The following is a 26,682-nucleotide window of genomic DNA, read 5'->3' on the forward strand; positions in this document are numbered from 1 at the left end:
ATGTGGGGCAATGTTCAAGCTGAAGGAGCACGGCACCAACGTCCGCACAGAGCTGCTCGCCGGCCTGACGACATACATGACGATGGTCTACATCGCCTTCGTCAACCCGGCGATTCTCGCTGACGCCGGCATGGACCACGGTGCTGTATTCGTCGCCACCTGCCTCGCCGCCGCCTTCGGCTCCGCGCTGATGGGACTCTACGCCAACCTCCCCATCGCCCTTGCGCCCGGCATGGGCCTCAACGCCTACTTCACCTACACCGTCGTGAAGGGCGAGGCTATCCCGTGGGAAGCTGCACTCGCGGCGGTCTTCGCTTCCGGCGTGTTGTTCCTCATCGTCAGCGTGACGCCGCTGCGCCGCTGGATCATCGACAGCATTTCCAAATCTCAGAAGCTCGCGATCTCCGTCGGCATCGGCTTCTTTCTCATCATCATCGGCTTGCAGGGCGCAGGCTTCATCGCCGCCGATCCAGCGACGCTGGTTCAGCTCGGCAACCTGAAATCGCCCGGCATTGCCATCGCCGCGACAGCATTCATTCTGATGGCCGCGCTCGATGCCCGCCGCGTGCCCGGCGCCATCCTCATCGGCATCATCTTCGCTTATCTCGCTGCCCTGCTTTTCGGTCTCACACCTGTGTCGGCCATCGCTTCCGCACCGCCGTCGATTGCTCCAGTCTTCTTGAAGCTCGACTTGGCCGCGCTGTGGAACCTCGCGATGCTTCCTATCGTGCTTACGTTCCTGTTCATCGTTCTGTTCGACAACACCGGCACCCTCATCGGAGTAGCGCGTGCTGCGGGCCTGACGCGCCCTGATGGCTCCTTCCCTGGGCTCGAGCGCGCGCTCGTCGTCGATTCCGCCTCGACCATGGCCGGCGCCGCCTTAGGCACCTCCACGACGACCAGCTATATCGAGAGCGCAGCCGGTGTGAACGCTGGCGGCCGCACCGGACTGGTCGCCATCACCGTCGCCGCACTATTCCTGGTGACGCTCGTGTTCGCGCCTCTTGCTGGCTCGATCCCCGCCTTTGCCACTGCCCCGGCCCTCATCTTCGTCGGCTGTTTGATGACCACGGGCGCCAGGGACATCGACTTCGACGACGCTACCGAGTTCGTGCCCGCGGCGATCACGATCATCGCCATGCCGCTTACCTTCTCGATCGCCGACGGCATCGGCTTCGGCTTCATCGCTTATGCCGGTATCAAGCTGCTCGCCGGGCGCTGGAGCGAACTCCCGGCCGCCGTCTTGGTACTCGCGGCCATCTTCGTGCTCCGCTTCGCACTGCTTTGAGCCCCGGCCCCTGCCGGGGCGGGACAATCTACCGAAATATAGTTGCAGCATCACCACACGCCGGTCCCTCGGACAGCCCCGCTAGTCGTCGCGAACGCAGCAAAATCCGGTTGCTTTCAAGCAGCGGCCATCACGCACCTGCTTGGCTCAACGGACTTTTTCGCGCTCTGAGCAGCCAGGACAGCGGAGGCCTGTCACAATCGAGGTGAACGGTCGCGACGGTTTTTAGCCGTACCGCTCGTTTTTAGGTTCAGACGCCGCACTGTTGCCTCTTTGCGGCGCCTGGTCTGGTCGGGCTCACGGGACAGGGTCGCCAAAGTGCTTAAGTTCTTCAAATCATTATTTGCGATCCTCGTCATTGGAGGGCTTACGGCCGCTGCCGTTCACTACTCCTCCGGAACCGTTCAGAACCAGCGCCAGGGCCGCTTCGGCCGCATGGACGGCCCGGTGCCTGTCGTCACCACCGACTCCCGGCTTGAGAACGTCCCTGTGTGGCTCGAGGGTGTCGGCACCGCCAAGGCGCGCAACACAGTCACCGTGCGCCCCCAGGTCGACGGCAAGATCCTCTCGATCAACTTCAAGGAAGGCCAGGACGTCAAAGCCGGCGATCTGCTCGCACAGATTGATCCCGTCACCTTTCAGGCCCAGCTCGACCAGGCGATCGCCAAGAAGGCTCTCGACGAGAGCCAGCTCGCCAACGCCAAGCGCGACCTCGAACGCTACGACCAGCTGTCCTCCAATGTGATCGCCGCCAAGACGATCGATACCCAGCGCGCGCTCGTCGCTCAGCTCGAAGCCCAGATTAAATCCGACGATGCGGCCATAGAGAATACCCGCGCCATTCTCGGCTACGCCACTGTCGTGGCGCCGATAAGCGGTCGTACCGGCATGCGTCTGATCGATGTCGGCAACCTGGTCCGCGCTTCCGACGCCGGCATCGTCGTCATTACCGAGGTGCAACCGATCTCCGTGCTGTTCACCTTGCCACAGCAGGACCTCCCCGAGATCAACAAGGCGGTCGCTCAGCGCAAGCTGAAAGTCGAAGCCCTCGAAACCGACTCCAAGAGCGTGCTCGACACTGGCGAGCTTGAGGTCATCGACAATCAGGTCGACCAGACCACCGGCACCATTCGCCTCAAGGCCGACTTCCCCAACAAGGACTTGCAGCTCTGGCCAGGCCAGTTCGTCAACGTGCGCTTGCTGCTCGATACGCTGCAGCAGGTCGTCGTCGTGCCGACGTCCGCAGTGCAGCGCGGCCCGGATGGGACCTTCGTCTACGTCATCAAGGACGGCAAAGCAGCCGTGCGCAGTGTCGCCCTCGGCCTGCAGGACGAAAAGATCGCCGTCATCACCAAGGGCCTCGCCGCGGCCGAACCCGTCGTCACCACCGGCTTTGCTCGACTGAAAGACGGCGCCGACGTCACCATCGCCCCACCTGCTGGAACGGCCCCCCCGGCCAACGGCGACAAGCCGCAAGCCAGCGATGCGACCGGCGGTGAGACATCTTCGATCATGACGGCGACGCCTGCCAACATGCAGGGCGACCTGCGTGGCGAGTTCCGTCAGGGCAAGAAGCGTGGCGAAGGTCGTAACAAGGACGGCAAGCGCGGCGACGGCAAACGCGGACCACGGAGGGAAGCCGGCAATCCTTCCGGCACCACGCCATGAGCGTCTCGGCCCCCTTCATCACGCGGCCGATAGCGACCTCGCTGCTCGCCTTCGCCACCATCCTGGGCGGCGCCCTCGGCTACTTCTGGCTCCCGGTCTCCTCGCTTCCGCAGGTCGACTTCCCGACCATCCAGGTCTCGACCCAGCTTCCCGGCGCCAACCCGCAGACCATGTCAACGCTGGTTACCGCCTCGCTCGAACGCGAGTTCGGCAAGATCCCTGCCCTGTCGACCATGACCTCGACCAGCTCTTACGGGCTCAGCCTCATCACGCTGCAGTTCAACCTCGGCCGTGACATCGACGCTGCCTCGCAGGACGTGCAGTCAGCGATCAACGCCGCCGGGTCCACGCTGCCGCGCAACCTGCCCTATCCGCCGACCTATTCGAAGGTGAACCCGGCCGACGCACCCGTGGTGACGCTCGCCATCACCTCCGACATCGTGCCCATGCGCGAGCTGTCCGACCTCGCCGACACGCTCATCGCCCAGCGGCTCTCCACGGTGACCGGAGTAGGCCACGTCTCGGTCGAAGGTGGCGTGCGCCCCGCCGTCCGTATCCAGGCCGACATCGGCCGCCTCGCCGCCTACGGCCTGTCGATCTCCGATCTCAACACCGCGATCACCACGGCCAACGTCGCCGGCCCCAAGGGCTCGCTCGACGGTACGCACCAGAGCTACACCATCTCGGCCAACGACCAGATCTCCTCCGCCGAGGCGTATCGCGACATCGTCGTCGCCTTCCGCAACAACGCACCCGTCCGCCTCAATGACGTCGCTGAAGTCTCCGAGGGCCTAGAAAACTCCCGCGTCGGCGGCTGGTATCAGGGCACGCCCGCGGTCATCATCGACGTCCAGCGCCAGCCCGGCGCCAACGTCATCGACACCGTCGACCGCCTCAAGGCCGAGCTGCCGCGCCTCGAACGCGCCCTGCCCACCAGCGTGAAGCTAACGCTGGTGCACGACCGCACCGAGACCATCCGAGCCTCGATCCACGACGTGCAATTCACGCTCGTGCTCAGCGTCGCACTCATCGTCATGGTGGTGCTGGTCTTCCTGCGCTCCGGCCGCGCCACCATCATCGCCGGCGTCGCGCTCCCCGTGTCGCTGATCGCCACCTTCGCCGTTATGTACTTCTGTGGCTTCTCGCTCGACAACCTGTCGCTGATGGCCTTGACCATCGGCACCGGCTTCGTCGTCGACGACGCCATCGTCATGATCGAGAACATCGTCCGCCACATCGAGAAGGGCCAGAAGCCGCTGCGCGCCGCCCTCGATGGTGCACGCGAGATCGGCTTCACCGTGATCTCGCTGACGCTATCGCTCGTCGCCGTGTTCATCCCGCTGCTGTTCATGACCGGCCTCGTCGGCCGCATGTTCCGCGAGTTCGCCCTGACGCTCACCATCGCCGTCGTCGTCTCGGCCATCGTCTCGCTGACGCTGACGCCGATGATGGCCGCCAAGCTGCTGAAGCATCAGCCCGAGGGGCGCGGCAACTGGCTCGGCCGCGCCTTCAACTGGTCGATGGACATGGTGATCGAGGGCTACCGCCGCACACTCGAGCTGGTGCTGCGCCACCAGACGCTGACGCTGTTCGCCACCGTGGGAACGCTGGCGATCACCATCTGGCTCTACATCATCATCCCCAAGGGCTTCCTGCCGCCCCAGGACACCGGCCTCATCACCGCCGCCCTCGAAGCCGAGCCGCAGGTGTCCTTCACTGAACTGAGCCGCTTGCAGGCCGAAGTCACTGCTGTCGTGCGCAAGGATCCCGACGTTCAGGGCGTCGTTTCTGTCGTCGGCGTCGGGCAGCTGAACCCGACACCAAACGTTTCGCATCTGAAGATCACCTTGAAGCCGCGCAACAACCGCAGCGCATTGGCACCCGCCATCATCGATCGGCTGCAACAGGCCGTTGCTTCCATTCCCGGCATCGTCGTCTATTTCCAGGCGGTGCAGGACGTCCAGATCGCCACCCGCTCCAGCCGCGCACAGTACCAATATACGCTCGTCAGCACCGACGCCGACGAAGTGCGCGAGTGGACGAGGAAGCTCGCCGCCGCGCTTTCGCAGTCGCCGATGCTGAGCGAGGTCAACCTCGAGACGATGGACACCGGCCTCAGGACGCGTGTCGATGTCGATCGCGATGTCGCCGGCCGCCTCGGCATCACCGTGCAGGCGGTCAGCGATGCCCTCAACGACGCCTTCGGCCAGCGCCAGGTTTCCACCATCTATGCGCAGGCCAACCAGTATCGCGTCGTGCTGGAAGCGATGCCACAGTACCGCAGCGATCCCTCGCAGTTAAACCGTCTCTATATTCCCTCATCCAGCGGCGCACAGGTGCCGCTTACGGCGATTGCCAAGATCACTTACACCACCGCGCCGCTCGCGGTGAGCCATCAGGATCAGTTCCCCGCCGAGACCATAAGCTTCAACCTGAAGCCGGGCGCAGCATTGAGCGATGCCGTGGACATCATCAGCGCCGCCGAAGCCGAGATCGACATGCCGTCCTCGGTCACCGGCAGCTTCTTCGGTGATGCCAGCGAGTTCGCTTCCTCGCTCAAGAGCCAGCCCTGGCTGATCCTCGCCGCCATCGTCACGATCTACATCGTGCTGGGCGTGCTCTACGAGAGCTTCGTCCACCCCTTCACCATCCTGACGACGCTTCCATCTGCCGGCATCGGAGCACTGCTGGCACTGATGTACGCCGGGCTCGACCTCTCGCTCGTCGCGCTGATCGGCATCGTGCTGTTGATGGGCATCGTCAAGAAGAACGCCATCATGATGATCGACTTCGCACTCGACGCCGAGCGCGAGCGCGGACTGTCCCCGCGTGACTCGATCGTCGAAGCCGCCTTGCTTCGCTTCCGCCCCATCATGATGACGACGCTCGCCGCCCTGTTCGGCGCCCTGCCGCTCGCGCTCGAGAGCGGCGTCGGCTCCGAGCTTCGCAATCCTCTTGGCATCACTATCGTCGGCGGCCTGCTGCTCAGCCAGCTGCTGACGCTCTACACCACGCCGGTCATCTACCTCGCCATGGAGCGCCTGCGCGCGCGTATCTCATCGGCGCCGACGCCGCAGCATGACGCCGCCACCGGCGCCAGCGCCCCAGCCGAGTAGCGCCCATGAACTTCTCGGCTCCCTTCATCAAACGCCCAATCGGCACCACACTCCTCGCCATCGGCCTCTTCCTGCTCGGCGCCACGGCGTACTACGAGCTGCCCGTCGCCAGCCTGCCCGCCGTCGACTTCCCGACGTTGCGCGTCCAGGCGAGCCGCCCGGGCGCCGATCCCGAGACGATGGCCTCCACGATCGCCGCGCCCATCGAAAAGCGCCTCGGCGAGATCGCCGGCGTCACCGAGCTCACGTCCACCAGTAAGGAGGGCTCCGTCGGCATCTCGGTGCAGTTCGACCTCTCGCGCGATATCGACGGCGCCGCCCGCGACGTCCAGGCTGCCCTCAACGCCGCAACCGCCGACCTCCCCGGCGACCTGCCGGACGTCCCCACGTTCCGCAAATACAATCCCTCCGCCTCGCCCGTGCTCATCCTGGCGATGACGTCAAAGAGCATGACGCCGAGCGCCATCTACGATGCCGCCGATACTGTCGTGGCCCAGCGCATCTCTCAGGTGCCGGGCGTCGCCCAGGTCGAAGTCAGCGGCGCCGAGCAGCCGGCCATTCGCGTCCGCGTGAACCCGACGTTACTCGCCTCCATGGGCCTCAGCATGGAGGAGGTACGCACCGCCATATCCGAAGCTAACGCAGTCGCTCCCGTCGGCGCCGTCGATGGCGACAAGCAGGCCATCACCATTGACACCAACACCCAGCTGCGCGACCCCAAGGACTACGGCGCCATCGTCCTCAAGACGCGTGACGGTAACGTTGTCCGCCTGTCGAGCGTCGCCACCGTCGAGCACGGCACACGCAACAACCGCTCGGTCGCCATGGTCGACCGCCAGCCGGGTGTGCTGCTGATCATCCGCAAACAGCCCGATGCCAACGTCCTCGAGACCGTCGACGGCGTCAAAGAGCTGCTGCCCGACCTGGCGCGCTGGATTCCCGCAGGGATCGACATCTCCGTCCTCACCGACCGCACCGAGACCATCCGCGCCAGCGTGCACGACATGCAGTTCACGCTGATCCTCGCCATCGCACTCGTCATGGTGGTCGTCTTCGTCTTCCTGCGTCGCTCGACACCGACCATCGCGGCCGGCATCACCGTACCGCTTTCTCTGGCCGGCACCTGCGCCGTCATGTGGGCGCTCGGCTACTCGATCAACAACCTGACGCTGATGGCCTTTGCCATCGCTGTCGGCTTCGTTGTCGATGACGCCATCGTCATGCTCGAGAACGTCTATCGCAATATCGAGAAGGGCATGGGCCCGATGCAGGCCGCCCTCGTCGGCTCCGGGCAAATCGGCTTCACCGTCATCTCGATCAGCGTCTCGCTCATCGCCGCATTCATCCCCGTGCTGTTCATGGGCGGCGTCATGGGCCGCATGTTGCGTGAGTTCTCGGTTACGCTCGTCGTCGCCATCGCCGTCTCGGTCGTCGTCTCCTTGTCTGTCACGCCGATGATCTGCGCCCACTTCCTCAAGGACGAGCGCGACAAGAAGCCGACGCGGTTCGATCGCGTCGTTGAAGGCGTCATCGGCTGGATGGTGTCGGCGTATGCCCGCACACTGCGGATGGCTTTGCGCCATCAGGTGGTCACGCTGTTCTCGCTGCTTTGCGTCATCGTGCTCACCGCCCATCTCTACATGCAAATTCCCAAGGGCATGTTCCCCGAGGACGATACCGGCCTCATCATCGGCTCCACCGAAGCTTCCGCGGATGTCTCCTTCGAGGCGATGCTGAAGCTGCAGAACCAGGCACTGGATGTCGTCTTGAGCGATCCCGCGGTCGCCCACGTGGGCTCCTCTCTCGGCGGATCGGGGCCAGGTCCCGGCGGCAGCAATCAGGGCCGCATGTTCATCAACCTGAAGCCACTGGCCGAACGCAACAACGAGCCGACCACCCGCGTCATCAACCGCATGCGCGGCAAGCTATCCCGCATCGACGGGTTGCAGGTACGCATGTTCGCCTCGCGCGACATCCGCGTCGGCGCCCGCCAGGGCCCATCGCAATTCCAGTACACACTCTGGGATCCCGATATCGACGAGCTGTACGAATGGGCGCCGAAGGTCCTGGATCGCATGAAGCAGATTCCGGGCCTCGTCGACGTCGCCAACGACCGTCAGGCGGGCGGACTGCAACTCGACATCAAGATCGATCGCGACGCCGCCTCGCGCCTGGGCGTGCGCATTGCCGATATCGATTCCGCTCTCAACAACGCCTTCGCGCAACGCCAAGTCTCGACCATCTACGCCCAGCGCAATCAGTATCGCGTCATCCTCGAGATCGACCCGCGCCTGCAGCGCGAACCTTCCGACCTCAACAACATCTACGTTCCGAGCACCCAGGGTCAGCAGGTGCCGCTCACCAGCGTCATCCGCATCCAGAAGGGCACCACACCGCTGGTTGTCAATCACCAGGGCCCGTTCCCTGCCGTGACCATCAGCTACAATCTCGCGGCCGGAACGACGCTGGATCGGGCCCTGCAAGACATCGACAAGGCGATGGCCGAAATCCAGACACCTGCCGGCCTGCGCGGTGAGATGGCCGGCGACGCCCGCGCCTTCGCCGAGCAATCGTCCCAGCAGCCACTCTTGATTCTCGCCGCGCTCATCGCCGTCTATATCGTGCTCGGTGTGCTCTACGAGAGTCTGGCCCATCCGCTGACGATCATCTCGACGCTGCCATCGGCCGGGCTCGGCGCCCTGCTTGCCCTTTACGTTTCCGGCCTGGAGCTGTCGATGACCGCACTCATCGGCGTGATCCTGCTGATCGGCATCGTCAAGAAGAACGGCATCATGATGGTCGACTTCGCCCTCGATGGTGAGCGCGAGCGCGGCCTCAAGCCCGCAACCGCCATCTATGAAGCGTGCCTTGCCCGCTTCCGTCCCATTCTGATGACGACCCTGGCTGCGCTGCTCGGCGCCATCCCCCTGGCCATTGCCATAGGCCCCGGATCGGAGATCCGCCGACCGCTCGGCATCACCATCATCGGCGGTCTCATCGTCTCGCAGATGCTGACGCTTTACACGACGCCGGTCATCTATCTGATGCTCGACAAATTGCATCGGCGCCTCGGCGGCGCCCGGCGCAATCAGGATGCCGACGGCGACCCGGCGCCCCCCGCCGAGGTCCAAGCCTCTCCAAGCCCTTAGCCCGCCCTGATTGCCGTGCGGGCCCGGTCCTGGTACGCAAAACGGCTGTTGAGTTCTGTCGATTGCCCAAATCCGGCTGCGACAATCGCCATGTAACGAACCCCGACCCCGCCGCGTACAGACTTACGAGGAGCTTTGTGGCTCAAGGACAGAACGAGGAGGAGTGGGCGACACTCATGCGCGCAGCCATAGGCGGCGACAGCGCCGCCTACCAAACGTTGCTTCAATCGTTGTCCAATGTGTTGCGACCGAGCGTGCGCCGGGGGTTCGCCCAAGCCGGAGCACCGCTAGGCGATGTGGAGGATGTCGTCCAGGAGACTCTCCTGGCGCTGCACCTGAAGCGCAACACGTGGGATCCGTCCCAGCCTCTGGGCCCCTGGGTACGTGCCATCGCACGGCACAAGCTGATCGACGCTCTGCGTCGGCGCGGCCGCCGCGTCCAAATTCCGATCGATAGCGTCCTCGATACGCTGTCGGTTCAGGAGGACAACTCCGGCGTCGACCGCCAGGACGCCGAACGTCTGGTTGACGGCCTCGCTGGCCGCCAGCGCGATGTCGTGCGGGCCATAAGCCTCGAGGGCCAATCGATCCGAGAGGTGGCCGAGCGGTTGAACATGAAGGAGGTGGCTGTGCGCGTCGCTTTGCATCGAGGCCTGAAAACCCTCGGCGCCCAGCACCAGAGAGACCAGGACGAATGAAGACGAACGAGCTCATCAACGCCATTGCCGCGGATGCCAAAGCACCGAGCATCCCGATCAGCACGACGGTTTTGTTCGCGGCCGGCATCGGCATTCTCGCGACCGGACTGTTGTTCTGGACCATGCTCCCCGTACGCGGCGACATGAGCGCTGCCATGGGCGATTGGCATTTCCTGATGAAGTGGGCGTTCAGTCTCAGTTTGCTGCTGACCGGAATTGCGATGGCGATCAGCCTCGCCCGCCCGCAGTGGGCACCGAGCTCGAAGCTGCTTCTCCTGCTGATTGGGCCGGCGATTCTCGGCATCGGCGTCGTCGCCGAGATGATCTCGCTTCCAGCCGCCGACTGGATGCCGACCATGATCGGCACTGCCCCTATCGCCTGCCTCGTATACGTGCCGCTGCTGTCCGGATTGCCGCTCGCATTGATGATCGTCGCGCTGCGCCGCGGTGCACCCGCGCGGCCTGCGGCTGCCGGTGCTGTGGCAGGCGTCATTGCCGTTGGCATTGCGGCAACCTTCTATGCCACCCATTGCCAGAACGACAGTCCGCTCTTTCTCGCCGCCTGGTACCTGATTGCAACCGCAATCGTCGCTGGCATCGGCGCAATCCTCGGGGCTCGACTGCTGCGCTGGTGAGGGCTTTCCAATTGACCCCCGACAGGTTCGAGCTACGCTCGCCGTTGTTAGAACAACAACGCGCAACCTAGGGGAAATCACATGGACCGCACCGAGCTAGAAACAGTATGGGCCCCGCGACTGCTGGGCCTCCTGCGCATCGTCGCCGCGATTCTTTTCATGGAGCACGGAACGCAGAAGCTGTTTGGCGTCCCGACACCAGCGCACGGAATGCCCGAAGCCTTCACGCTCTTCTGGTTCGCCGGCGTACTCGAGGTCTTCGGCGGTTTCCTCCTGCTCATCGGACTTTTCACCCGGCCGGTTGCTTTCATCCTCTCTGGTCAGATGGCGGTCGCCTACTGGATGGCCCACGCCCCGCAAAGCGTCTATCCCGCGCTCAACGGCGGCGACGCCGCGATCCTCTTCTGTTTCCTTTTCCTTTACCTCGTTGCTGCTGGCCCCGGCGCTTTCAGCCTCGATGGCGCGCGCGCAGCAAAGTAGTGGCTCAATATCTCACTAACGGACGTCTCGAAGCGTCCGATAGCCTGTCGCAAACGGCACTTCCCTGCCTCTGGAAGAGGCAGGGTTTACCATTGTCCGGCTAAGCTGCCGGATTGCCACGCGTAAGTTTGGCGATCCGGGGGTGCAACTCCACCCCAAAGGTGTTCGAGTATCCAATGCGTCCGAGTTACATCGTTCTGTTCGTAGCGCTCTGCGCGGCACTGGCCGTGGCAGCCCTCGGACCGATGCGCGGACGCAGTATCGAAGCCGGCCTCGACGACGCACGCGAAGCAATGACGTCGACTCTCGCACGCTTCGGCGGAGACGCTCCCCCGAAAGCGCCGCAGGCGCCCAAGCCTCCCGAATTGACCGTCAGCCAGCCCGTCAAGCGGGACGTCATCGAATGGGACGAGTACACCGGGCGCTTCGACGCAGTGGAAGCAGTCGAAATCCGCGCGCGAGTCTCCGGCTATCTCACCGAGGTGAAATTCACCGACGGCGAAACCGTAAAGGCCGGCGACTTGCTCTTCATGATCGACCCGCGCCCTTACGAACGCGCGCTCGAGCAGGCCCAGGCCCAGCTCAACCAGGCCAAGGTAAGCGTCAGCAACGCCAAGCTCGACGTCGAGCGTGGCCGCCCGCTGCTGAAGAGCGACTACATTTCCCGCAAAGCCTTCGATGACCGCGAGAACCTGCTGCGCGACGCGCAGGCGCTCGTCATAATCGCCGAAGCACGCGTGAAGAGCGCCGAGCTGGATTTGAGCTTCTGCCGCGTCACCGCACCGATCTCCGGACGCATCAGCCGCACGCTTGTGACGCCCGGAAATTTCGTCAGCGGCGGTGGATCGAACAACGCCTCCACGGTGCTGACGACGATCGTGAGCCAGGACCCCATCTACATTTACTTCGACGTCAGCGAAAACAACGCCCTCAAGTATCAGCGCATGTCGCAGGCGGCAGGCAAAGGCGCAACCGGCATGATCGGCGCTCAGGTCGGCGTCGGCCTTCCCGACGAGGAAGGCTTCCCGCACGAGGCCAAGCTCGACTTCCTCGAAAACCGCCTGGATCAGGGCACAGGCACATTGCGCGCGCGGGCCGTCCTCGCAAACGCCGACTACCTCTTCTCGCCCGGCATGTTTGCGCGCGTGCGCCTGCAGGGCTCACCGCAATATTCAGCGCTGCTCTTGCCTGACGAAGCTATCGCCACCGACCAGGCGACCAGATTCGTCTACGTCGTGGGCGATGACGATATCCCCGTCCGCCGCCCCGTTGAGCTCGGCCCGCTCGACGGCGGCATGCGCATCATCCGCGACGGGCTAAAGCCTGACGACTGGGTGGTCCTGCGCGGCCAGCAGCGCGTCCGCCCAGGTCAGAAAATCGTACCGCGTCGCACGCCGCTTGCGGTATCCGACGCGACCGGAGACATCGACAAGGCAACCAAGCGCTGAGGCGGCGGACACCATCATGCGCTTTTCGCATTTCTTCATCGACCGCCCGATCTTCGCGTCCGTCGTCTCGCTCATCATCCTGATCGTCGGCTCGATCGCCTACGTCGCCCTTCCCGTGGCGCAGTTCCCCGAGATCGTACCACCCACCGTCTCGGTCAACGCCAACTATCCTGGCGCCAACGCCATAACCGTCGCCGACACCGTCGCCACCGTCCTCGAGCAGGAGATCAACGGCGTCGAGGACATGATTTACATGTACTCGCAGTCGACCGACGACGGCGCCCTGTCGCTCAGCGTCACTTTCGAGATCGGCACCGACATCGATAAAGCGCAGGTCCTCGTCCAGAACCGCGTCTCGGCCGCCGAACCGCGTCTACCCGAGGAGGTGCGCCGCAACGGTGTGACCGTCAACAAGCGCTCACCCGATCTATTGCTCGTCGTTCACCTCATATCGCCCGACAACACCTATGACTCGGTCTACATCTCCAACTACGCCCTGCTCAATATTCGCGACGAACTGGCACGCATCAAAGGCGTGGGCGACGTCACGCTGTTCGGATCTCGCGAATATTCCATGCGCATCTGGCTCGACCCCGAGCGCATCGCCCTGCGCGGCATGACCGCCGACGAAGTGCTCGCCGCCCTGCGCGCCCAGAACGTCCAGGTTGCTGGCGGCGCCCTTGGACAGCCGCCCCAGCAGAACATGGGTGCCTTCCAGCTTTCGCTGCAGCTGAAGGGCCGTCTCTTACAGCCCACCGAGTTCGAGGACATCGTCCTCAAGACCGGTGCCGACGGCCGCGTCGTGCGCGTCAAGGATGTCGGCCGCGTCGAACTCGGTGCGCTGAGCTACACGACGTATGGCTACCAGGACGAGTATCCCGCAACCGTCCTCATCGTCACGCAGCAGCCCGGCTCGAACGCCATCGACACCACCAACGCCATCAAGGCGGAGATGAAGCGCCTCTCAGAGCGCTTCCCCAAAGGGCTCGAGTACCGCATCGTCTATAATCCCACCGAGTTCATCGAGGAATCGATCTCGGAGCTGTACCTGACCATTGCCGAGGCCGTGGCCCTGGTCATCATCGTGGTGCTCATCTTCCTGCAAACTTGGCGCGCTACGATCATTCCTCTCGTCGCGATTCCGGTTTCGCTGATCGGCACCTTCGCCGTGATGCAAGGGCTCGGCTTTTCCATAAACATGCTGACCCTGTTCGGCCTCGTCCTCGCGGTCGGCATTGTCGTCGATGACGCCATCGTCGTGGTCGAGAACGTGGAGCGCAAACTGGCGGAGGGACTTTCGCCACTCGAAGCCTCGCACGTCACCATGAACGAGGTTGGCGCGGCGCTCATTGCCATCGCTCTGGTGTTGACCGCGGTGTTCGTTCCGACGGCCTTCATCGGCGGCATCACCGGGCAGTTCTACCGCCAGTTCGCCGTTACCGTGGCGACCGCGACCATCATCTCCGCCTTCAACTCGCTCACCTTGAGTCCGGCGCTGTGCGCCATCCTGTTGAAGCCGCATGAAGACCACACCAAAGACAGCCTGCTGATGCGGCCCATCCACGCCGCCTTCCGCCTGTTCAACCGCGGCTTCGATCTGCTCGCCGCCGGTTATGCGGCCCTCATCCGCAAGCTCATCTCCCTTTCGGCGTTCATGCTCGTCCTCTATGCGACACTGATCGGCATCGCGGGATGGATGCTGTTCCACACAGCCACCGGCTTCATCCCCAAAATGGACCGCGGCATCATCATCGTCTCGCTGCAGTTGCCCCAAGGCGCCTCGATCGCCCGAACCGACGAGGTCGTGCAGCGCGCTAATGCCCTTGTCCTCGCAACACCCGGCGTCGCGCACACATCCAGCTACTCCGGCCGCTCCGGCTCCACAGGCTCGAACTCCAGCAACGCTGGCACCATCTTCGCCATCGTCGAGGGCGCACGCGAACGCGCCAAGGAAGACCTGCCGATCGACAAGGTCGCCGACATGATCAGTGCCCGCCTCAACGGCATCGAGGAATCGAAGACCTCCGTCTTCATCCCGCCGCCGGTCCGCGGCATGGGTGGGCAGACCGGCTTCTCCATGCGCCTGCAGAACCGCGCCAACATGACCCCGACGCAGTTCCAGGATGTCGCCAACGACTTCATCGCCGCCGCCAACAAGCTACCCGGCATCAAGAACGCGTTCACCACCTTCTCCACTGGCACGCCACAGCTCTACGTCGACGTCAACCGCGACAAGGCACAGATGCTGAAAGTGCCCCTCGATGCCATCTTCGAGGCACTGCGCGTCTATCTCGGCTCTGCCTACGTCAACGACTTCAACATGTTCGGGCGCACATTCCGCGTCACCGCGCAGGCCGATGCAAAATTCCGCACCGATCCGCAGAACGTTTCTCGCATTCGCGTGCGCAACGAGATGGGCCAGATGGTTCCGCTCGGCAATCTCGTCACCTTCCGCAACATCGCCGGCCCCGACCGCGTCCCGCGCTACAACCTCTTTCCCACCATCGAGGTCAATGGCTCACTGCAGCCCGGCGTCTCGACCGGCGAAGGCATCGCCATGATGGTGGAGCTTGCGAAACAGGAGCTGCCCGACGGCATCACCTATGAATGGACCGACCTGACGTATCAGGAAGTAAAGGCCGGCAGCTCCGGCTATTACATCTTCCTGCTATCCGTCGTCTTCGTGTTCCTGGCGCTGGCCGCCCAGTTCGAAAGCTGGTCGATGCCCATAGCCATCATTCTCATCGTGCCGATGTGCCTTTTGAGCGCGCTCTTCGGCGTTAAGCTGCACGGCCAGGACATCAATATCCTCACCCAGATCGGGTTCATCGTGCTGTTGGGACTGGCGGCCAAGAACGCAATTCTCATCGTCGAGTTCGCCCGACAGCTCGAGGATCAGGGCCGCGACACCATCTCGGCCGCGGTCGAAGCCTGCAAGCTGCGCCTGCGCCCCATCCTCATGACGTCGCTCGCCTTCACGCTCGGAGTGGTGCCACTCTACATCGCCACCGGCGCCGGCGCGGAAATGCGCATCGCGCTTGGCACCGGCGTCTTCTGGGGCATGATCGGTGTGACCTTCTTCGGGCTCATCTTCACGCCCGTGTTCTACGTCGTCATCCGTCGCTTCTCGAAGCACGAGAAAGCCGCGCCCGCGGTCGCTCACGTCCCCGGCGAATAGATTCACCTCTGGCGCTGCGCCAGCCGTGCATAGAACCAGCGCTTCGCCACCTCGATGAACACCGCGTAGACGGCAACGATACCAAACCCGCCGAGCACCAAGTGAAACGGCAGGGGTACGAAGCCGAGATCGCCCGCAAACCACACGTACGGCAGCGCCAGCGCGATCACCGCAACAATCGCCGCCGTCATCGCCAGCAGCTGACTCGGTCGGCTCTTCCAGGCCGGCAGATGCGTCCGCAGGATCAAAAGCGCCGAGAGCTGCGTCAGCAGCGACACGACGAACCATGTTGTATGGAATAGCGCTTCGCCCGCGTGATAGACGCTGAGAAGCAGCCAGAAGGTGACGAGGTCGAACAGCGTGCTCGACAGCCCGAACACCACCATGAAGCGCTGAACGCTGGCAATCACCCAACGCTGCGCCCGCTCGACCGACTGCGCATCCACGTTGTCGCTGGCAATCGCGACCGCCGGAAAATCGGCAAGGAAGTTGTTGAGCAGTATCTGCTTCGCCAGCAGCGGCAGGAACGGCACCAGCAACGTCCCCAGCGCCATGCTGATCATGTTGCCGAAGTTCGAGCTGACCGCGATAGCGACATACTTGAACGTATTGGCGAATGTGCGCCGCCCATCGACGATGCCGTCCTTCAGCACGTTCAGATCCTGCTGCAGCAGGATGATGTCTGCGCTTTCCCGCGCCACGTCGACCGCCTGATCGACGGAAATGCCGACATCCGCCACATGCATCGCCGGCGCATCGTTGATGCCGTCGCCCATGTAGCCCACCGAATGCCCGCGATGCTGCAGCGCGCGCACCACGCGTTCCTTCTGCTGCGGGTCGAGCTCGGCAAAAACGTCGGTCGTCTCCGCCAGATGCCATAGAGCCTCATCGCTCGCCTCATGCAGCTCCGCGCCTGTCAGCACGCGGGCGCCATCGAGCTTGATCGACTGGGCAACGTGCGCGGCGACGTGCCGGTTGTCGCCGGTAATGATTTTCACCGCTATGCCCAGCTGAGCCAGCTCGCCTAGCGTATCCTCGATGCCGTCCTTCAGCGGGTCGAAGAACAGCAAGAACCCCTCGAACGACATGCCGCTCTCATCGCCGCGCGTATACTGCGCCTTCGCCGGCATTCGCCGGCTGGCGACGCCAAGCACCCGATACCCCTCAGCCCCGTGCGCCTCGTAGATCGCACGCAGCCGGGTGGTGGCCGCACCATCCAGCGGCTTCCCCACCCCCACACTGCCCAGCACCGAGCAGCACGCCAGCACGTTGTCGAACGCACCCTTCGTCACCATCAGGTGCTGTCCGCCGCCCGCGCCGTCGTCCACCACGATGGTCAGCCGCTTGCGCACGAAGTCGTAGGGAATCTCGTCGATCTTGCGCAAGCCATCGACGCTGACGCCCCGGCGCGTCGTCTCGCGCACAATTGCCTCGTCGAGCGGATTCTCGATGCCGGTCTCGAGGTTCGAGTTGATCGCCGCGTAGCGAAAAACCTGGTCCGCCGGATTCCCCGCTGCGTCGAGGCATCCCGACAGCTCCACCACGCCGCGCGTCAGCGTGCCCGTCTTGTCGGTGCACAGCACATCCATGCTGCCGAGGTTCTCGATCGCCTCCAGCCGCCGCACGATGACGCCGCGTTGGCTCATCTGCCGCGCACCCGCTGACAGCGTCACGCTGACGATGGCCGGCAGCAGCTCCGGCGTCAGTCCCACCGCGAGTGCCACCGCAAACAGCAGTGACGACACCAGCGGGCGATCGAAATAGAGGTTCACCGCAATGACGAAGATGACGATCCCCATCATGATGCGCGTCAGCATGTAGCCGAAGCGGCGCACCCCGCGTTCAAAGTCGGTCACCGGCTCCGCGCCGGCCAGCCGTTTGGCAATGTCTGAAAACTGCGTTTCGGCCCCCGTGCACGTCACCAGCACGCGCGCCGTACCGCTGCGCACCGATGACCCGAGGAACACCGTGTTGAAGCGCTCCGGCAGCGTCGCCTCCGCCGCGCACGTGCCGACGGTCTTCTCGACTGGAAACGATTCTCCCGTGAGCGCCGCCTGCGAAACGAGAAAGTCGCGCGCTTCAAGCACCAGCCCGTCTGCGGGAACGAGATTTCCCGCCGACAGCACCAGCACATCGCCCGGCACGATCTTTTCTGCTTCGACGCTGCGCACCTCCCCGTCGCGCATCACCTTCACGCGCAAGGCGAGCCGGCCGCGCAATTGCTTCAGCGCCGCCGATGCGCGGTACTCCTGCGCAAATCCCAACAGCGTCGAGCCGAGCACGATCGCCAGGATGATGCTGGCATCGGTCCACTGCCCCAAGGCCAGTGACACGCACGCGCCGAATATCAAGATAAGCACCAGCGGGCTCTGATACTGCCGCAACAGCAGCCTCAGCACACCCTTCTCGCGCTGCGCGACGATACGATTCTCGCCAACCTTCTCTAGCCGGCGCTCAGCCTCATCCTGCGTAAGGCCATCCTTCGTCGAGGCGTACGCCACCAGAAGATCAGCCGCACTCGACGCCCAGTAAGATGGCGCGCGCGGTACAATATCCTGCGGTTGCATCGTCATTGGCCCACGCTGCCATCAAGCCGACACGATATCCTCAAAGCACGCGCGAAGCCCTTGTCATAGCTCAACGCCGAACGATCAGCGGCCCCACATCGATACGCTGCTGCCATCCGTGCCGCTCGAGTTCCGGATCGAGGTGCTCCTCCGCCGGCCAGCCGAGACATAGGTATGCGACCAGCCGCCAAGTGTCCGGAACGTCCATCGCCTCGGTGACGACGTCGGGCTCCAGGATCGACACCCACCCGACACCGAGTCCGCGCGCGCGCGCCGCAAGCCACAGCGTCTGAACGGCTCCCACAACCGAGTAGCACAGCGTTTCCGGCATCGTGCGCGTGCCGAGCCGCCCGCCGACATCCGTCTCGACGTCCGCAAAAACCGCGAGCTGCACAGGCGCCACTTGCAGCCCTTCGAGCTTCAGTTTGGCATAGAGGCCGCGCCGTTCACCCGCATACGTCGCCAGTGCATCCGCGTTCGCACGCTCGAACGACGCCCGCACCATTGCCCGCCGATCGGCGTCTTTGACGAACACGAACCGCCACGGCTGACTGAGCCCGACCGAAGGTGCGTGCGCCGCCAGCTCGATCAGAGACAGCACCAACGCATCATCGACAGGATCGGGCTTGAAGCGCCGCACGTCACGGCGCCAATAGATGAGTTCTTCGAGCGCCCGCGCAAAAGCCTCATCGAACTGCGGCGGCCGGCATTCAGATCGATCTGTCATGCTGCGCCATCGATAACGTGAAAGAACGTGCCCGTGACGCACCCGCGCCGCGAGCCGCGCTCGGCCACCGCGTTGCCGGCAGCATCATAGACATCGGCGAGCGGGGCGTCCGCATTGGCAATCACACTGGAGAAATGGAACTCGTGCCCCACCAGCTCTTGGCCCGAGTGCAGCACCCGCGCACGCCTGTAGCCGAGATGCATGCGCGGCTGCGCGAACGAGGTCTCGACGCCGAGCAATCCCAGCATGGCATGCCGCACGCACTGCTTGTCCTCGAGCCCTGTGCCCAGAACCATGTATCCACCGCACTCGCCGTGGATCGGCACCCCGCGTTGCGCCATGTCCGCCATCCCTGCCCGGAACCGGCCCGCTGCCGCAATCCTGCCAGCGTGCAGTTCCGGATAGCCGCCCGGAAGCCAGACCGCATCGCAGTCGCCACGCGGCGCTTCATCAGCGAGTGGCGAGAACGGGATGACCTCCGCACCTGCCTGCCGCCAGCCTGTCAGGACATGCGAATAGACGAACGAGAAAGCCTCATCGCGCGCCAGGGCAATACGCTGCCCCGGCGGAGCGATGCCGCGAACACCCGCCGGCTCATCGAGCGTCAACGGAGCCGCGCACTCCATCAGCGCATCGACGTCGATTCCGGCCTCTACCATGTCGGCCAACGCATCAAGCCGCGCATCGAGCGCTGCCGTCTCGCCGGCCTGCACGAGCCCCAGGTGCCGCTCTGGCAGCGAGACGTCCGCCCGCCGCTCCATCGCCCCCAAAACCGATAGGCCGATACGCTGCATCGGCTCCGCCACCAGCCGAGCATGATTGGCACTGCCGACGCGATTGAGAATGACCCCGGCAAACGAAACGTCTTTACGGTAGCTGATTAGTCCCAGCGCCACCGCCGCCGCGGTCTCCGCTTGCGCCCGTACGTCGAGCACCAGAACCACCGGCCAGCCCGTCAACGCCGCAAGATCTGCCGTTGCACCGCGCCCCGACACGCCTTCTGCGCCGGCACCGTCGTAGAGCCCCATCACGCCCTCGCAGATGCAAATGTCCGCATCGCCCTGCCCGCGCACGAGCTCGGAAATCAGCTCGCGCCGCATCGCCCAGGTATCGAGATTGATGCTGGCCCTGCCTGCGGCCACGGAATGAAACGCCGTGTCGATGTAATCGGGACCGCACTTGAACGGCTGCACGGCGACGCCCCGGCGCTTCAGCGCCCGCAACAGCCCGAGCGTCAGCGTCGTCTTCCCCGCCCCCGAAGCGGGAGCCGCGATGATCAGACCGCGGGGGGCTACGCGCATGACCATTTCCTTTTGGGGGCACGACGCCGCGAGCTAAACCACGGACATCGCAACAAAATGTCTCTTTTCCCTTGCCGGGAGGAGGCGCCGGTTTGATAAGAGCTGGCGCCTTCCCCCGTCAACCAGATTAGCCATCCGGCCTATCTTCGAGCAGCACAATGTCCAACCTGCCGCGCCTCACCCTCGTCCTCGGAGGAGCCCGATCCGGCAAAAGCCGTTATGCCGAGGAGCTCTTGATGCGCGCCCCGCCGCCGTGGACCTACGTAGCGACCGCCGAGGCCTTCGACGATGAAATGCGCGATCGCATCGCGCACCATCGCGCCCGCCGCGATGATCGCTGGCAGGCGCTCGACGCCCCGCTGGCGCTCGCCGCGACGATCCCCACGCTCCAGGGGCCCAGTCTGATCGATTGCCTGACACTCTGGCTCAGCAATACGATGCTGGCGGAGCGCGATGTCGAAGCTGAGACCGCCAACCTGGTGGCCGCGCTCTCCGCTGCCCCCGGGCCGATTGTCGCCGTCTCCAACGAGGTTGGTCTGGGGTTGGTGCCCGAGACCCCGCTCGGGCGAGCCTTCCGCGACGCGCAAGGGCGCCTCAATCAGAAGGTAGCTGCGGCGGCCGACCGCGTTGTCTTCATGGCGGCCGGCCTGCCGCTGAACTTGAAGTAGACGCGCCTCAGGCAGCGCCTTCGACTGCGTTCGGAGCAACGAGCCCGGCAGCCACCGCCAGACGGTGCGCGACGAGCAGCGCCAGGAACGCCACCACCTCGACCATACCGACGTAAAGAACGACGTCCGTGTTGAAGGCGCCCTCACCACGGCTCAGGAACAGAGTGCCGGCGTAGATCACCGCTTCGTAGGCGGCGAACGCGATCGGCAGTGCTGCGAGGACGGCAACGAGCTTGTTCTGCGGGGCAATCATCGAGATGGCCGCGCGCGCCGCATAGTATGCGATCACAGCGCCGATGCCCATCGTCACGCCCCAGGCATAGGCCTGTGCCTCATGCGGATAGCCCAGAACCAGGAAGCCGTAGGCCTGGTTCGCCAGCCACACTGCGCCGATCAGCAGCAACCCGTCGTTGCGCTCCGTATCGAACGCCGCAAGCGCTGCCAGCGCCGCGAACGGCACCGCACAGGCAAAAACGCCGGTCATCATCAGCGTCGCGGCCGTCAGCAGGCCGATCCACAACAGGCGGCGCCCGGCGCCTTTGACGGAAGATTCCATTTCCCGATCCCCTATCCCAGAAAGTTCTCGTGGCCCGCGGCCAGCTTGGCCGGAAGCTATGCCATTCGAGCAGCGAAGAGAAGCAGCAAGATCGTCTCGGACACTTCGACGCCCGCCCCGAGGCAGTCGCCGGTCACGCCCCCCAGCCGATAGCGCCAGTAGAGCGCAATCCCCGGCAGAACCAGCACCGCGCTCAGCAGCACCGGCGCCAGCCACACGCTCAGCAGCGCCAGCACTGCCGCCTGGACCGCCACCATCCGCGGATCGAGCTGTTTGGCAAACCGCTCACCCGATCCGGACGCCAGTGGTGGCACCGCAAGGGCCCATACCGCCGGCCCCAGCCGCGCCCACGCGGCAATCAGCATCAGCGGAAGGATGGCCGGGATCGCGGCGATGCCGGCCAGAAGCACCAGCTTGAACATAAGCTGCATCGAGATCGCCATCACGCCAAAGGCGCCCACGTGCGGATCGCGCAAAATCTCCAAGAACCGGTCCGGCGAGCGATGCGAGGCGCCGAGGGCATCCGCCACGTCACCGAGCCCATCGAGGTGCAGCCCGCCCGTGACCAGCACCCAGGCCGTCAACGCCAGCACCGCTCCGATCCACGGCGACGCCATCCCGCCGAGCCACAAGGCCCCGCCGACCAGCACCCCTACGATTGCGCCGACGATCGGAAACCAGATCGACGCGCGCGAAAGCTCCGCCGGGTCGAACACCGCGATCGGCGGCGCCGGCAGCCGCGTCAGGAACTGCAGCGCGTGAGAGAACGAGCGGATGTGTCCCGGGATGCTCATGGCTGTATGCTCATGGCTGCACGATTTCGATCACCTCACCCCACAGCGCACCGCCATCATCCCGTCCGACCCGCAAAGTAAGCCGCGTGCCATAGTCGATGCGCAATGCCCACAGCGCTGCGAACGGCAACCCGCAGGCAACGGCAAGCGCGGCACGCATCGGACCGGCGTGTGAGCTGACGAGCACGCGCGAGTCTGCGCCGAATGCCAGCAGCCGGTCAATCGCCCGGGTAACGCGCCTTTCCAGATCGCGCCAGCTCTCGCCCTCCGGCGCGCCGTCAGCGTCCGCAGATGTGTAGATCGCCGCCAGTGCTGTCGCCGTCGCCTCCTCTGCGTTGAGATCCGACAGCGCACGGCCATCCCACGCGCCGAAATCGAGCTCGCTCCAGTCGGCATCGGCACAAAACGGAACGCCGCGCTCGGCCGCCACCGCCTCCGCGGCAAGACGCGCCCGCTTCAACGGCGACGCAACGACCGCGTCGAACGAACGCCTTTCGGTTTGGCGCTCGAACTGCACCCAGCCCGTATCTGCCAGCGCAGCATCGGTGTGGCCAAGAAGATGGCCGGGCAGCACGGTCTCCCCGTGGCGAATGAGATCGATGAGCATCACAGTTCGCCCGGACCGGATATCTGCGCTTCATCGAACGTCGCCATTCCCGAATGCAGCGCACAGGCGAGCCGCAACAACGGCAACGCCACCGCCGCGCCCGAGCCTTCTCCTAACCTAAGCTTCAGGTCGAGGATCGGCTCTGCCTCCAGCGCATCAAGCAGCAGCCGATGCCCGCGCTCCATCGATCGATGCGAATAGATGAGCCAGGGTGCACACGACGGATTGATCCGCACGGCTGCCAATGCCGCCGCCGTCACGATGAAACCATCGACCAGCACCGGAACACCAGCCTGCGCCGATGCGATCATTGCGCCAGCCAGCGCCGCGATCTCGAACCCGCCGACTGCGATGAGAGCCTGCATCGCATCTACCGGCGCGCCGTCGAGGTCATGCAGGGCCAGCGCCGCTTCGATGACACGAGCCTTGTGATTGACGCCTTCGGCATCGAGGCCAGTACCCGCGCCGACGATGTCCGACGCACGCACACCGATAACGGCAGCCGCAACCGCAGCCGCGGAAGTCGTGTTGCCGATCCCCATCTCCCCGAGGATCACGACATCAGCGCCCGGTGCGATGGCGCGCGCGACGGCCCTCCGCCCGGCGGCCAGCGCAGCATCGAGCTCGCCCTGCGTCATCGCCGGCTCGATGGCGAAATCGCGCGTCCCGCGCCGCGTCTTGTCGGCAACGACACCTTCCATCTCGCTCGGCGCCAGCGTGCCGACGTCGACCACATCGAGGCTCGCGTTAAGTTCGCGTGCCAGCACCGCGATTGCCGCGCCGCCACGCGCGAAATTGCGCAACATCTCCACAGTCACCGCGGACGGATAGGCCGAGATCCCCTGCGCTGTGACGCCATGGTCGCCGGCAAACAGCACGATCCGCGCAACGTCAGCGCGTGGCCGATCACGCCCTTGCATCGCCGCAAGCCGTACAGCCAATGTTTCGAGAATTCCCAGCGACCCCGGCGGCTTCGTCAAAACCTTCTGCCGCTGTTCCGCCGCTGCGTGGTGCGACGCCGAGGGCCTCGGGCACTCTACCCTGATCCACGCGTAGTCCGTGCCCAATTGCATCACTCCATCTGTCACTCGGCCGGCAGAATGGTCACGCCGCAGCGTTCGTCAAGTCGCGGGCGTTGCAGCCGCCCGCGATCCCCATCAAATCTGTTCGGAAGTCCGATCAGGCGATCAGCGCACGGTCGTTGTCTAGAAAGTGGGGCACTTGGCAGCTGCGCATCGGTTTGGCGAAGAGATACCCCTGCATCGTGCCACAACCCATGGCACGCAGCAGCGTCATCTGCGTGCGCGTCTCTACGCCTTCCACTGTCACCTTGATGCCGAGGCTCTGCCCCAAGTGCGCGATCGTGCGCACGATCGCCATGTTGTCGGAGTTGGTCTCCATATCGCGCACGAAGGAGCGATCGACCTTCAATCGGTCTATGGGGAGCTTCTTCAGATGCGACAGCGAGGCAAACCCGGTCCCGAAATCATCGAGCGCGATTTCCACGCCGATGTCATGCAGCGACTGGAGCGCGCTTGCCACGCCACCCCCGCTGCGTTCAAGGAAAACGCGCTCCGTCACCTCGATGCATAGGCGCTCGGGCCCGACACCTGCCTCACGCAAGCGCGTGCGAACGTAATCCGAAAACTTGCCGAGCGCGAAGTCCGCCGACGTCACGTTCACCGCAATGCGATCGAACTCGACGCCGCGATCGACCCAGCATGCAGCTTGCCGCACTGCCTGGTCGACCACCCATTTGCCCACGTCCGCGGCCGACTTCGGATCATCGAATATGCTCTCGAATTCCGCCGGCGCTAAAAGCCCTCGCTTCGGGTCGTTCCAGCGCAACAGCGCTTCGAAGCTGACCGGCCTGTGGTTGTCGAGCGACAGAATTGGCTGATAGAAGAGCTCTAGCTCGCCTCCGTGCAGAGCCCGCTGAATGTCGCGATGCAGCTGGTACGCGCGCTCGAAAGAGGCGCGCATCTCCGGAACGAAGAATTGAAACCTATCGCGTCCGAGGTCCTTAGCGCGATAGAGCGCCAGGTCGGCGTTCTTGAGAAGCTCACCGGCACCTGTCGCATCGCTGGGATAAAGGCTGATGCCCAGGCTGATGGTGCAGCGGTGCTGCACGCCCGCGACGAGGATGGGCGGGCGCAGCGCGCCGAACATCGCATCGATTGCTCCGCTCAGCGCACCCGACGAGCCGCTCGTCTCGATGAGGACCGCGAACTCATCGCCGCCGATGCGCGCAACGCGTCCATAGGGCGCCAGCGCGGTTTGCAATCTTATACCGACTTCTTTGAGCAGCTCGTCGCCCGCAGAGTGCCCGAGAATGTCGTTCGTTTCCTTGAAGCGGTCGACATCGATAAGGCCGACCGCAAAGCGGGTACCTTCCTTCCGCGCCTTGTCGAGCATCGCTTCGAGCTGCTCGTGAAACTGCAGCCGGTTGGGTAGGCGCGTCAGGCTGTCCTCTTTGGCAAGCTTCCACAGCTCGCGCTCTAGCCTCTTCCGCTCGGAAATCTCCTCGGTCAGCATCATCATGCCGCCGATGCTGTTGTCGGCGAGATGCCACGGCCGCACCTCCCAGCGAATGACGTTCGTCGACCCGTCCGCCCGATTGAATACTTCTTCGGGGGAGCTCTCCGTTGCCCCGGCGAGGATGCGCTTGTGCTTCGCCTTCCAGTGATCGGGAACTTCCGGGAACACGTCGTAATGACTGCGCCCAATGAGCGATTGATCATGCAGATTGTAGTCGAGCAGCCACCGGTCCGTATAAGCGATGTAGCGCATATCCGTATCGAACATCGCCACAGCCGCAGGTGCGTGCTTGATGAACGCCTGCAGCGTAGAATTGACGCGCTTCAACTCGCTTTCGACGCGCCGTCGATCGGTGACGTCGAGGTACGCATTGAGATGGCCACCCCCTTCCACCGGCACGCAGCGGATTTCCAATGTCCTTCCCGTCTGCTCGTTTCTTTCTGTCGTAATGGGAACCGGGCTCAACAGGGTGCGCATACGTTGCGCCACGGCTTCCTCGACGGGAAGCGGCCCATAGTCCCCGCGCCCGGCGCGAAAGCGGACGAGATCTTCCAGCTTTACGGGCGGGTTCGCAAACAGCTCCTCGGGGATATCCAGCAGCGTGCGATAGAGTTTGTTCGTCGCGATCACCACGAAGTCGCGGTCGATCAGCGCCAAGCCGCCAGGAAAGTATTCGATCATCGCGTGCAGGGTTCCCGCCTGCTCGCGAATGCCGGTGATGTCCGTGCTGATAGTAATGAACTGCTCTATCTTCCCGTCGCCGTTGAAACGCGGGATGACAATCGACTCAAACCAGTGTTCCTTGCCCGATTTGCCGCGGTCGCGCAGTTGCCCGCGCCACGTCCTGCCGGCCTGGACCGCCGCCCACATCGTCTCGAGGCTGCCGTCGGCCCAGCCGCAACTCAATAACTCGTAGTGCTGCCCAAGCAGCTCTGCCTCGACATACCCCATGACGTCACAAAAACGGTCGTTGACTTCCAGCAACCTTCCGGCCGCATCCGTCACAGTGATACAGAAGTGCTCTTCGAGGGCCTGCTGATATCCCGCGCGTCGGTCGGCAAGCGGAACTCTGTCGGGGTACGGAGGCGACGCACCGTTGCCTGCAAGTGAGTACTCCACCTGCGGCAGTCCTTTATCTTTTGTTTGGCGCAGGAATGAGCGCCACTCCCCCACGTATTTCGATAGCACACCGACGCTCCGGGTCTGCTGGTGCGCCAATTAGACCCGCCAATACTTAACTCATTGTTGTCTCTATGCCGCTGAG

At 64.2% G+C, this 26,682-nt stretch carries 18 protein-coding genes; 10 read left to right on the forward strand and 8 right to left on the reverse strand.

Annotated features, from left to right (window positions below; all coding sequences use genetic code 11):
- Positions 1-10: 10 nt before the first annotated feature.
- The 9 genes from ACP15D_RS08345 (at position 11) to ACP15D_RS08385 (ending at position 15,660) form a co-directional block, all read left to right on the forward strand.
- Complete coding sequence (locus ACP15D_RS08345; RefSeq protein ID WP_424957068.1) at positions 11-1,288, forward strand: NCS2 family permease; 1,278 nt, start codon at positions 11-13, stop codon at positions 1,286-1,288.
- A gap of 318 nt (positions 1,289-1,606) precedes the next feature.
- Complete coding sequence (locus tag ACP15D_RS08350) at positions 1,607-2,956, forward strand: efflux RND transporter periplasmic adaptor subunit (protein ID WP_424957069.1); 1,350 nt, start codon at positions 1,607-1,609, stop codon at positions 2,954-2,956.
- On the forward strand, positions 2,953-6,072 hold the full coding sequence (locus ACP15D_RS08355) for a multidrug efflux RND transporter permease subunit (RefSeq protein WP_424957070.1): 3,120 nt from the start codon (positions 2,953-2,955) through the stop codon (positions 6,070-6,072). Before ACP15D_RS08350 ends, ACP15D_RS08355 begins: the two co-directional genes overlap by 4 nt.
- A gap of 5 nt (positions 6,073-6,077) precedes the next feature.
- Positions 6,078-9,221, forward strand: coding sequence for an efflux RND transporter permease subunit (locus ACP15D_RS08360; protein ID WP_424957071.1), 3,144 nt, complete (start codon positions 6,078-6,080; stop codon positions 9,219-9,221).
- 137 nt (positions 9,222-9,358) lie between these two features.
- The gene (locus ACP15D_RS08365; protein ID WP_424957072.1) at positions 9,359-9,919 is read left to right on the forward strand and encodes a sigma-70 family RNA polymerase sigma factor; all 561 of its coding nucleotides are present in this window, start codon (positions 9,359-9,361) and stop codon (positions 9,917-9,919) included.
- A complete protein-coding gene (locus ACP15D_RS08370) occupies positions 9,916-10,554 on the forward strand; it encodes an NrsF family protein (protein ID WP_424957073.1) in 639 nt (212 codons plus the stop codon). Before ACP15D_RS08365 ends, ACP15D_RS08370 begins: the two co-directional genes overlap by 4 nt.
- Positions 10,555-10,635: 81 nt before the next feature.
- On the forward strand, positions 10,636-11,034 hold the full coding sequence (locus tag ACP15D_RS08375) for a DoxX family protein (RefSeq protein WP_424957074.1): 399 nt from the start codon (positions 10,636-10,638) through the stop codon (positions 11,032-11,034).
- A 176-nt stretch (positions 11,035-11,210) separates the two neighbouring features.
- On the forward strand, positions 11,211-12,482 hold the full coding sequence (locus tag ACP15D_RS08380; protein ID WP_424957075.1) for an efflux RND transporter periplasmic adaptor subunit: 1,272 nt from the start codon (positions 11,211-11,213) through the stop codon (positions 12,480-12,482).
- A 16-nt stretch (positions 12,483-12,498) separates the two neighbouring features.
- Positions 12,499-15,660 (forward strand): efflux RND transporter permease subunit, encoded by a 3,162-nt coding sequence (locus ACP15D_RS08385; RefSeq protein WP_424957076.1) that lies wholly within the window; start codon positions 12,499-12,501, stop codon positions 15,658-15,660.
- 2 nt (positions 15,661-15,662) lie between these two features.
- On the opposite strand, the gene mgtA is transcribed toward ACP15D_RS08385, so the two are convergent.
- From mgtA to ACP15D_RS08400, 3 genes are all read right to left on the reverse strand, one after another.
- Positions 15,663-18,233: a magnesium-translocating P-type ATPase gene (mgtA, locus tag ACP15D_RS08390; RefSeq protein ID WP_424957077.1), complete on the reverse strand. Its 2,571-nt coding sequence runs from the start codon at positions 18,231-18,233 to the stop codon at positions 15,663-15,665.
- A 64-nt stretch (positions 18,234-18,297) separates the two neighbouring features.
- Entirely contained in the window at positions 18,298-18,954 is a 657-nt protein-coding gene (gene bluB / locus ACP15D_RS08395) for a 5,6-dimethylbenzimidazole synthase (protein WP_424957078.1), read from the reverse strand.
- Entirely contained in the window at positions 18,951-20,255 is a 1,305-nt protein-coding gene (locus ACP15D_RS08400; protein ID WP_424957079.1) for a cobyrinate a,c-diamide synthase, read from the reverse strand. The genes bluB and ACP15D_RS08400 overlap by 4 nt, the downstream gene beginning before the upstream one ends.
- 158 nt (positions 20,256-20,413) lie before the next feature.
- Here ACP15D_RS08400 and cobU point away from each other — a divergent pair, with 158 nt between their 5' ends.
- Positions 20,414-20,923, forward strand: coding sequence for a bifunctional adenosylcobinamide kinase/adenosylcobinamide-phosphate guanylyltransferase (gene cobU, locus ACP15D_RS08405; RefSeq protein ID WP_424957080.1), 510 nt, complete (start codon positions 20,414-20,416; stop codon positions 20,921-20,923).
- Positions 20,924-20,930: 7 nt separating this feature from the next.
- On the opposite strand, the gene ACP15D_RS08410 is transcribed toward cobU, so the two are convergent.
- The 5 genes from ACP15D_RS08410 to ACP15D_RS08430 form a co-directional block, all read right to left on the reverse strand.
- The gene (locus ACP15D_RS08410; protein WP_424957081.1) at positions 20,931-21,479 is read right to left on the reverse strand and encodes a hypothetical protein; all 549 of its coding nucleotides are present in this window, start codon (positions 21,477-21,479) and stop codon (positions 20,931-20,933) included.
- A 56-nt stretch (positions 21,480-21,535) separates the two neighbouring features.
- Positions 21,536-22,273: an adenosylcobinamide-GDP ribazoletransferase gene (gene cobS / locus ACP15D_RS08415; RefSeq protein ID WP_424957082.1), complete on the reverse strand. Its 738-nt coding sequence runs from the start codon at positions 22,271-22,273 to the stop codon at positions 21,536-21,538.
- 10 nt (positions 22,274-22,283) lie between these two features.
- On the reverse strand, positions 22,284-22,880 hold the full coding sequence (locus ACP15D_RS08420) for a histidine phosphatase family protein (protein WP_424957083.1): 597 nt from the start codon (positions 22,878-22,880) through the stop codon (positions 22,284-22,286).
- On the reverse strand, positions 22,880-23,953 hold the full coding sequence (gene cobT / locus ACP15D_RS08425) for a nicotinate-nucleotide--dimethylbenzimidazole phosphoribosyltransferase (RefSeq protein ID WP_424957084.1): 1,074 nt from the start codon (positions 23,951-23,953) through the stop codon (positions 22,880-22,882). The genes ACP15D_RS08420 and cobT overlap by 1 nt, the downstream gene beginning before the upstream one ends.
- Positions 23,954-24,059: 106 nt before the next feature.
- Complete coding sequence (locus tag ACP15D_RS08430; protein WP_424957085.1) at positions 24,060-26,606, reverse strand: sensor domain-containing protein; 2,547 nt, start codon at positions 26,604-26,606, stop codon at positions 24,060-24,062.
- Positions 26,607-26,682: the final 76 nt, after the last annotated feature.

Source organism: Hyphomicrobium sp. 1Nfss2.1, from assembly GCF_965243865.1.
Taxonomy (GTDB): Bacteria; Pseudomonadota; Alphaproteobacteria; order Rhizobiales; family Hyphomicrobiaceae; genus Hyphomicrobium_A.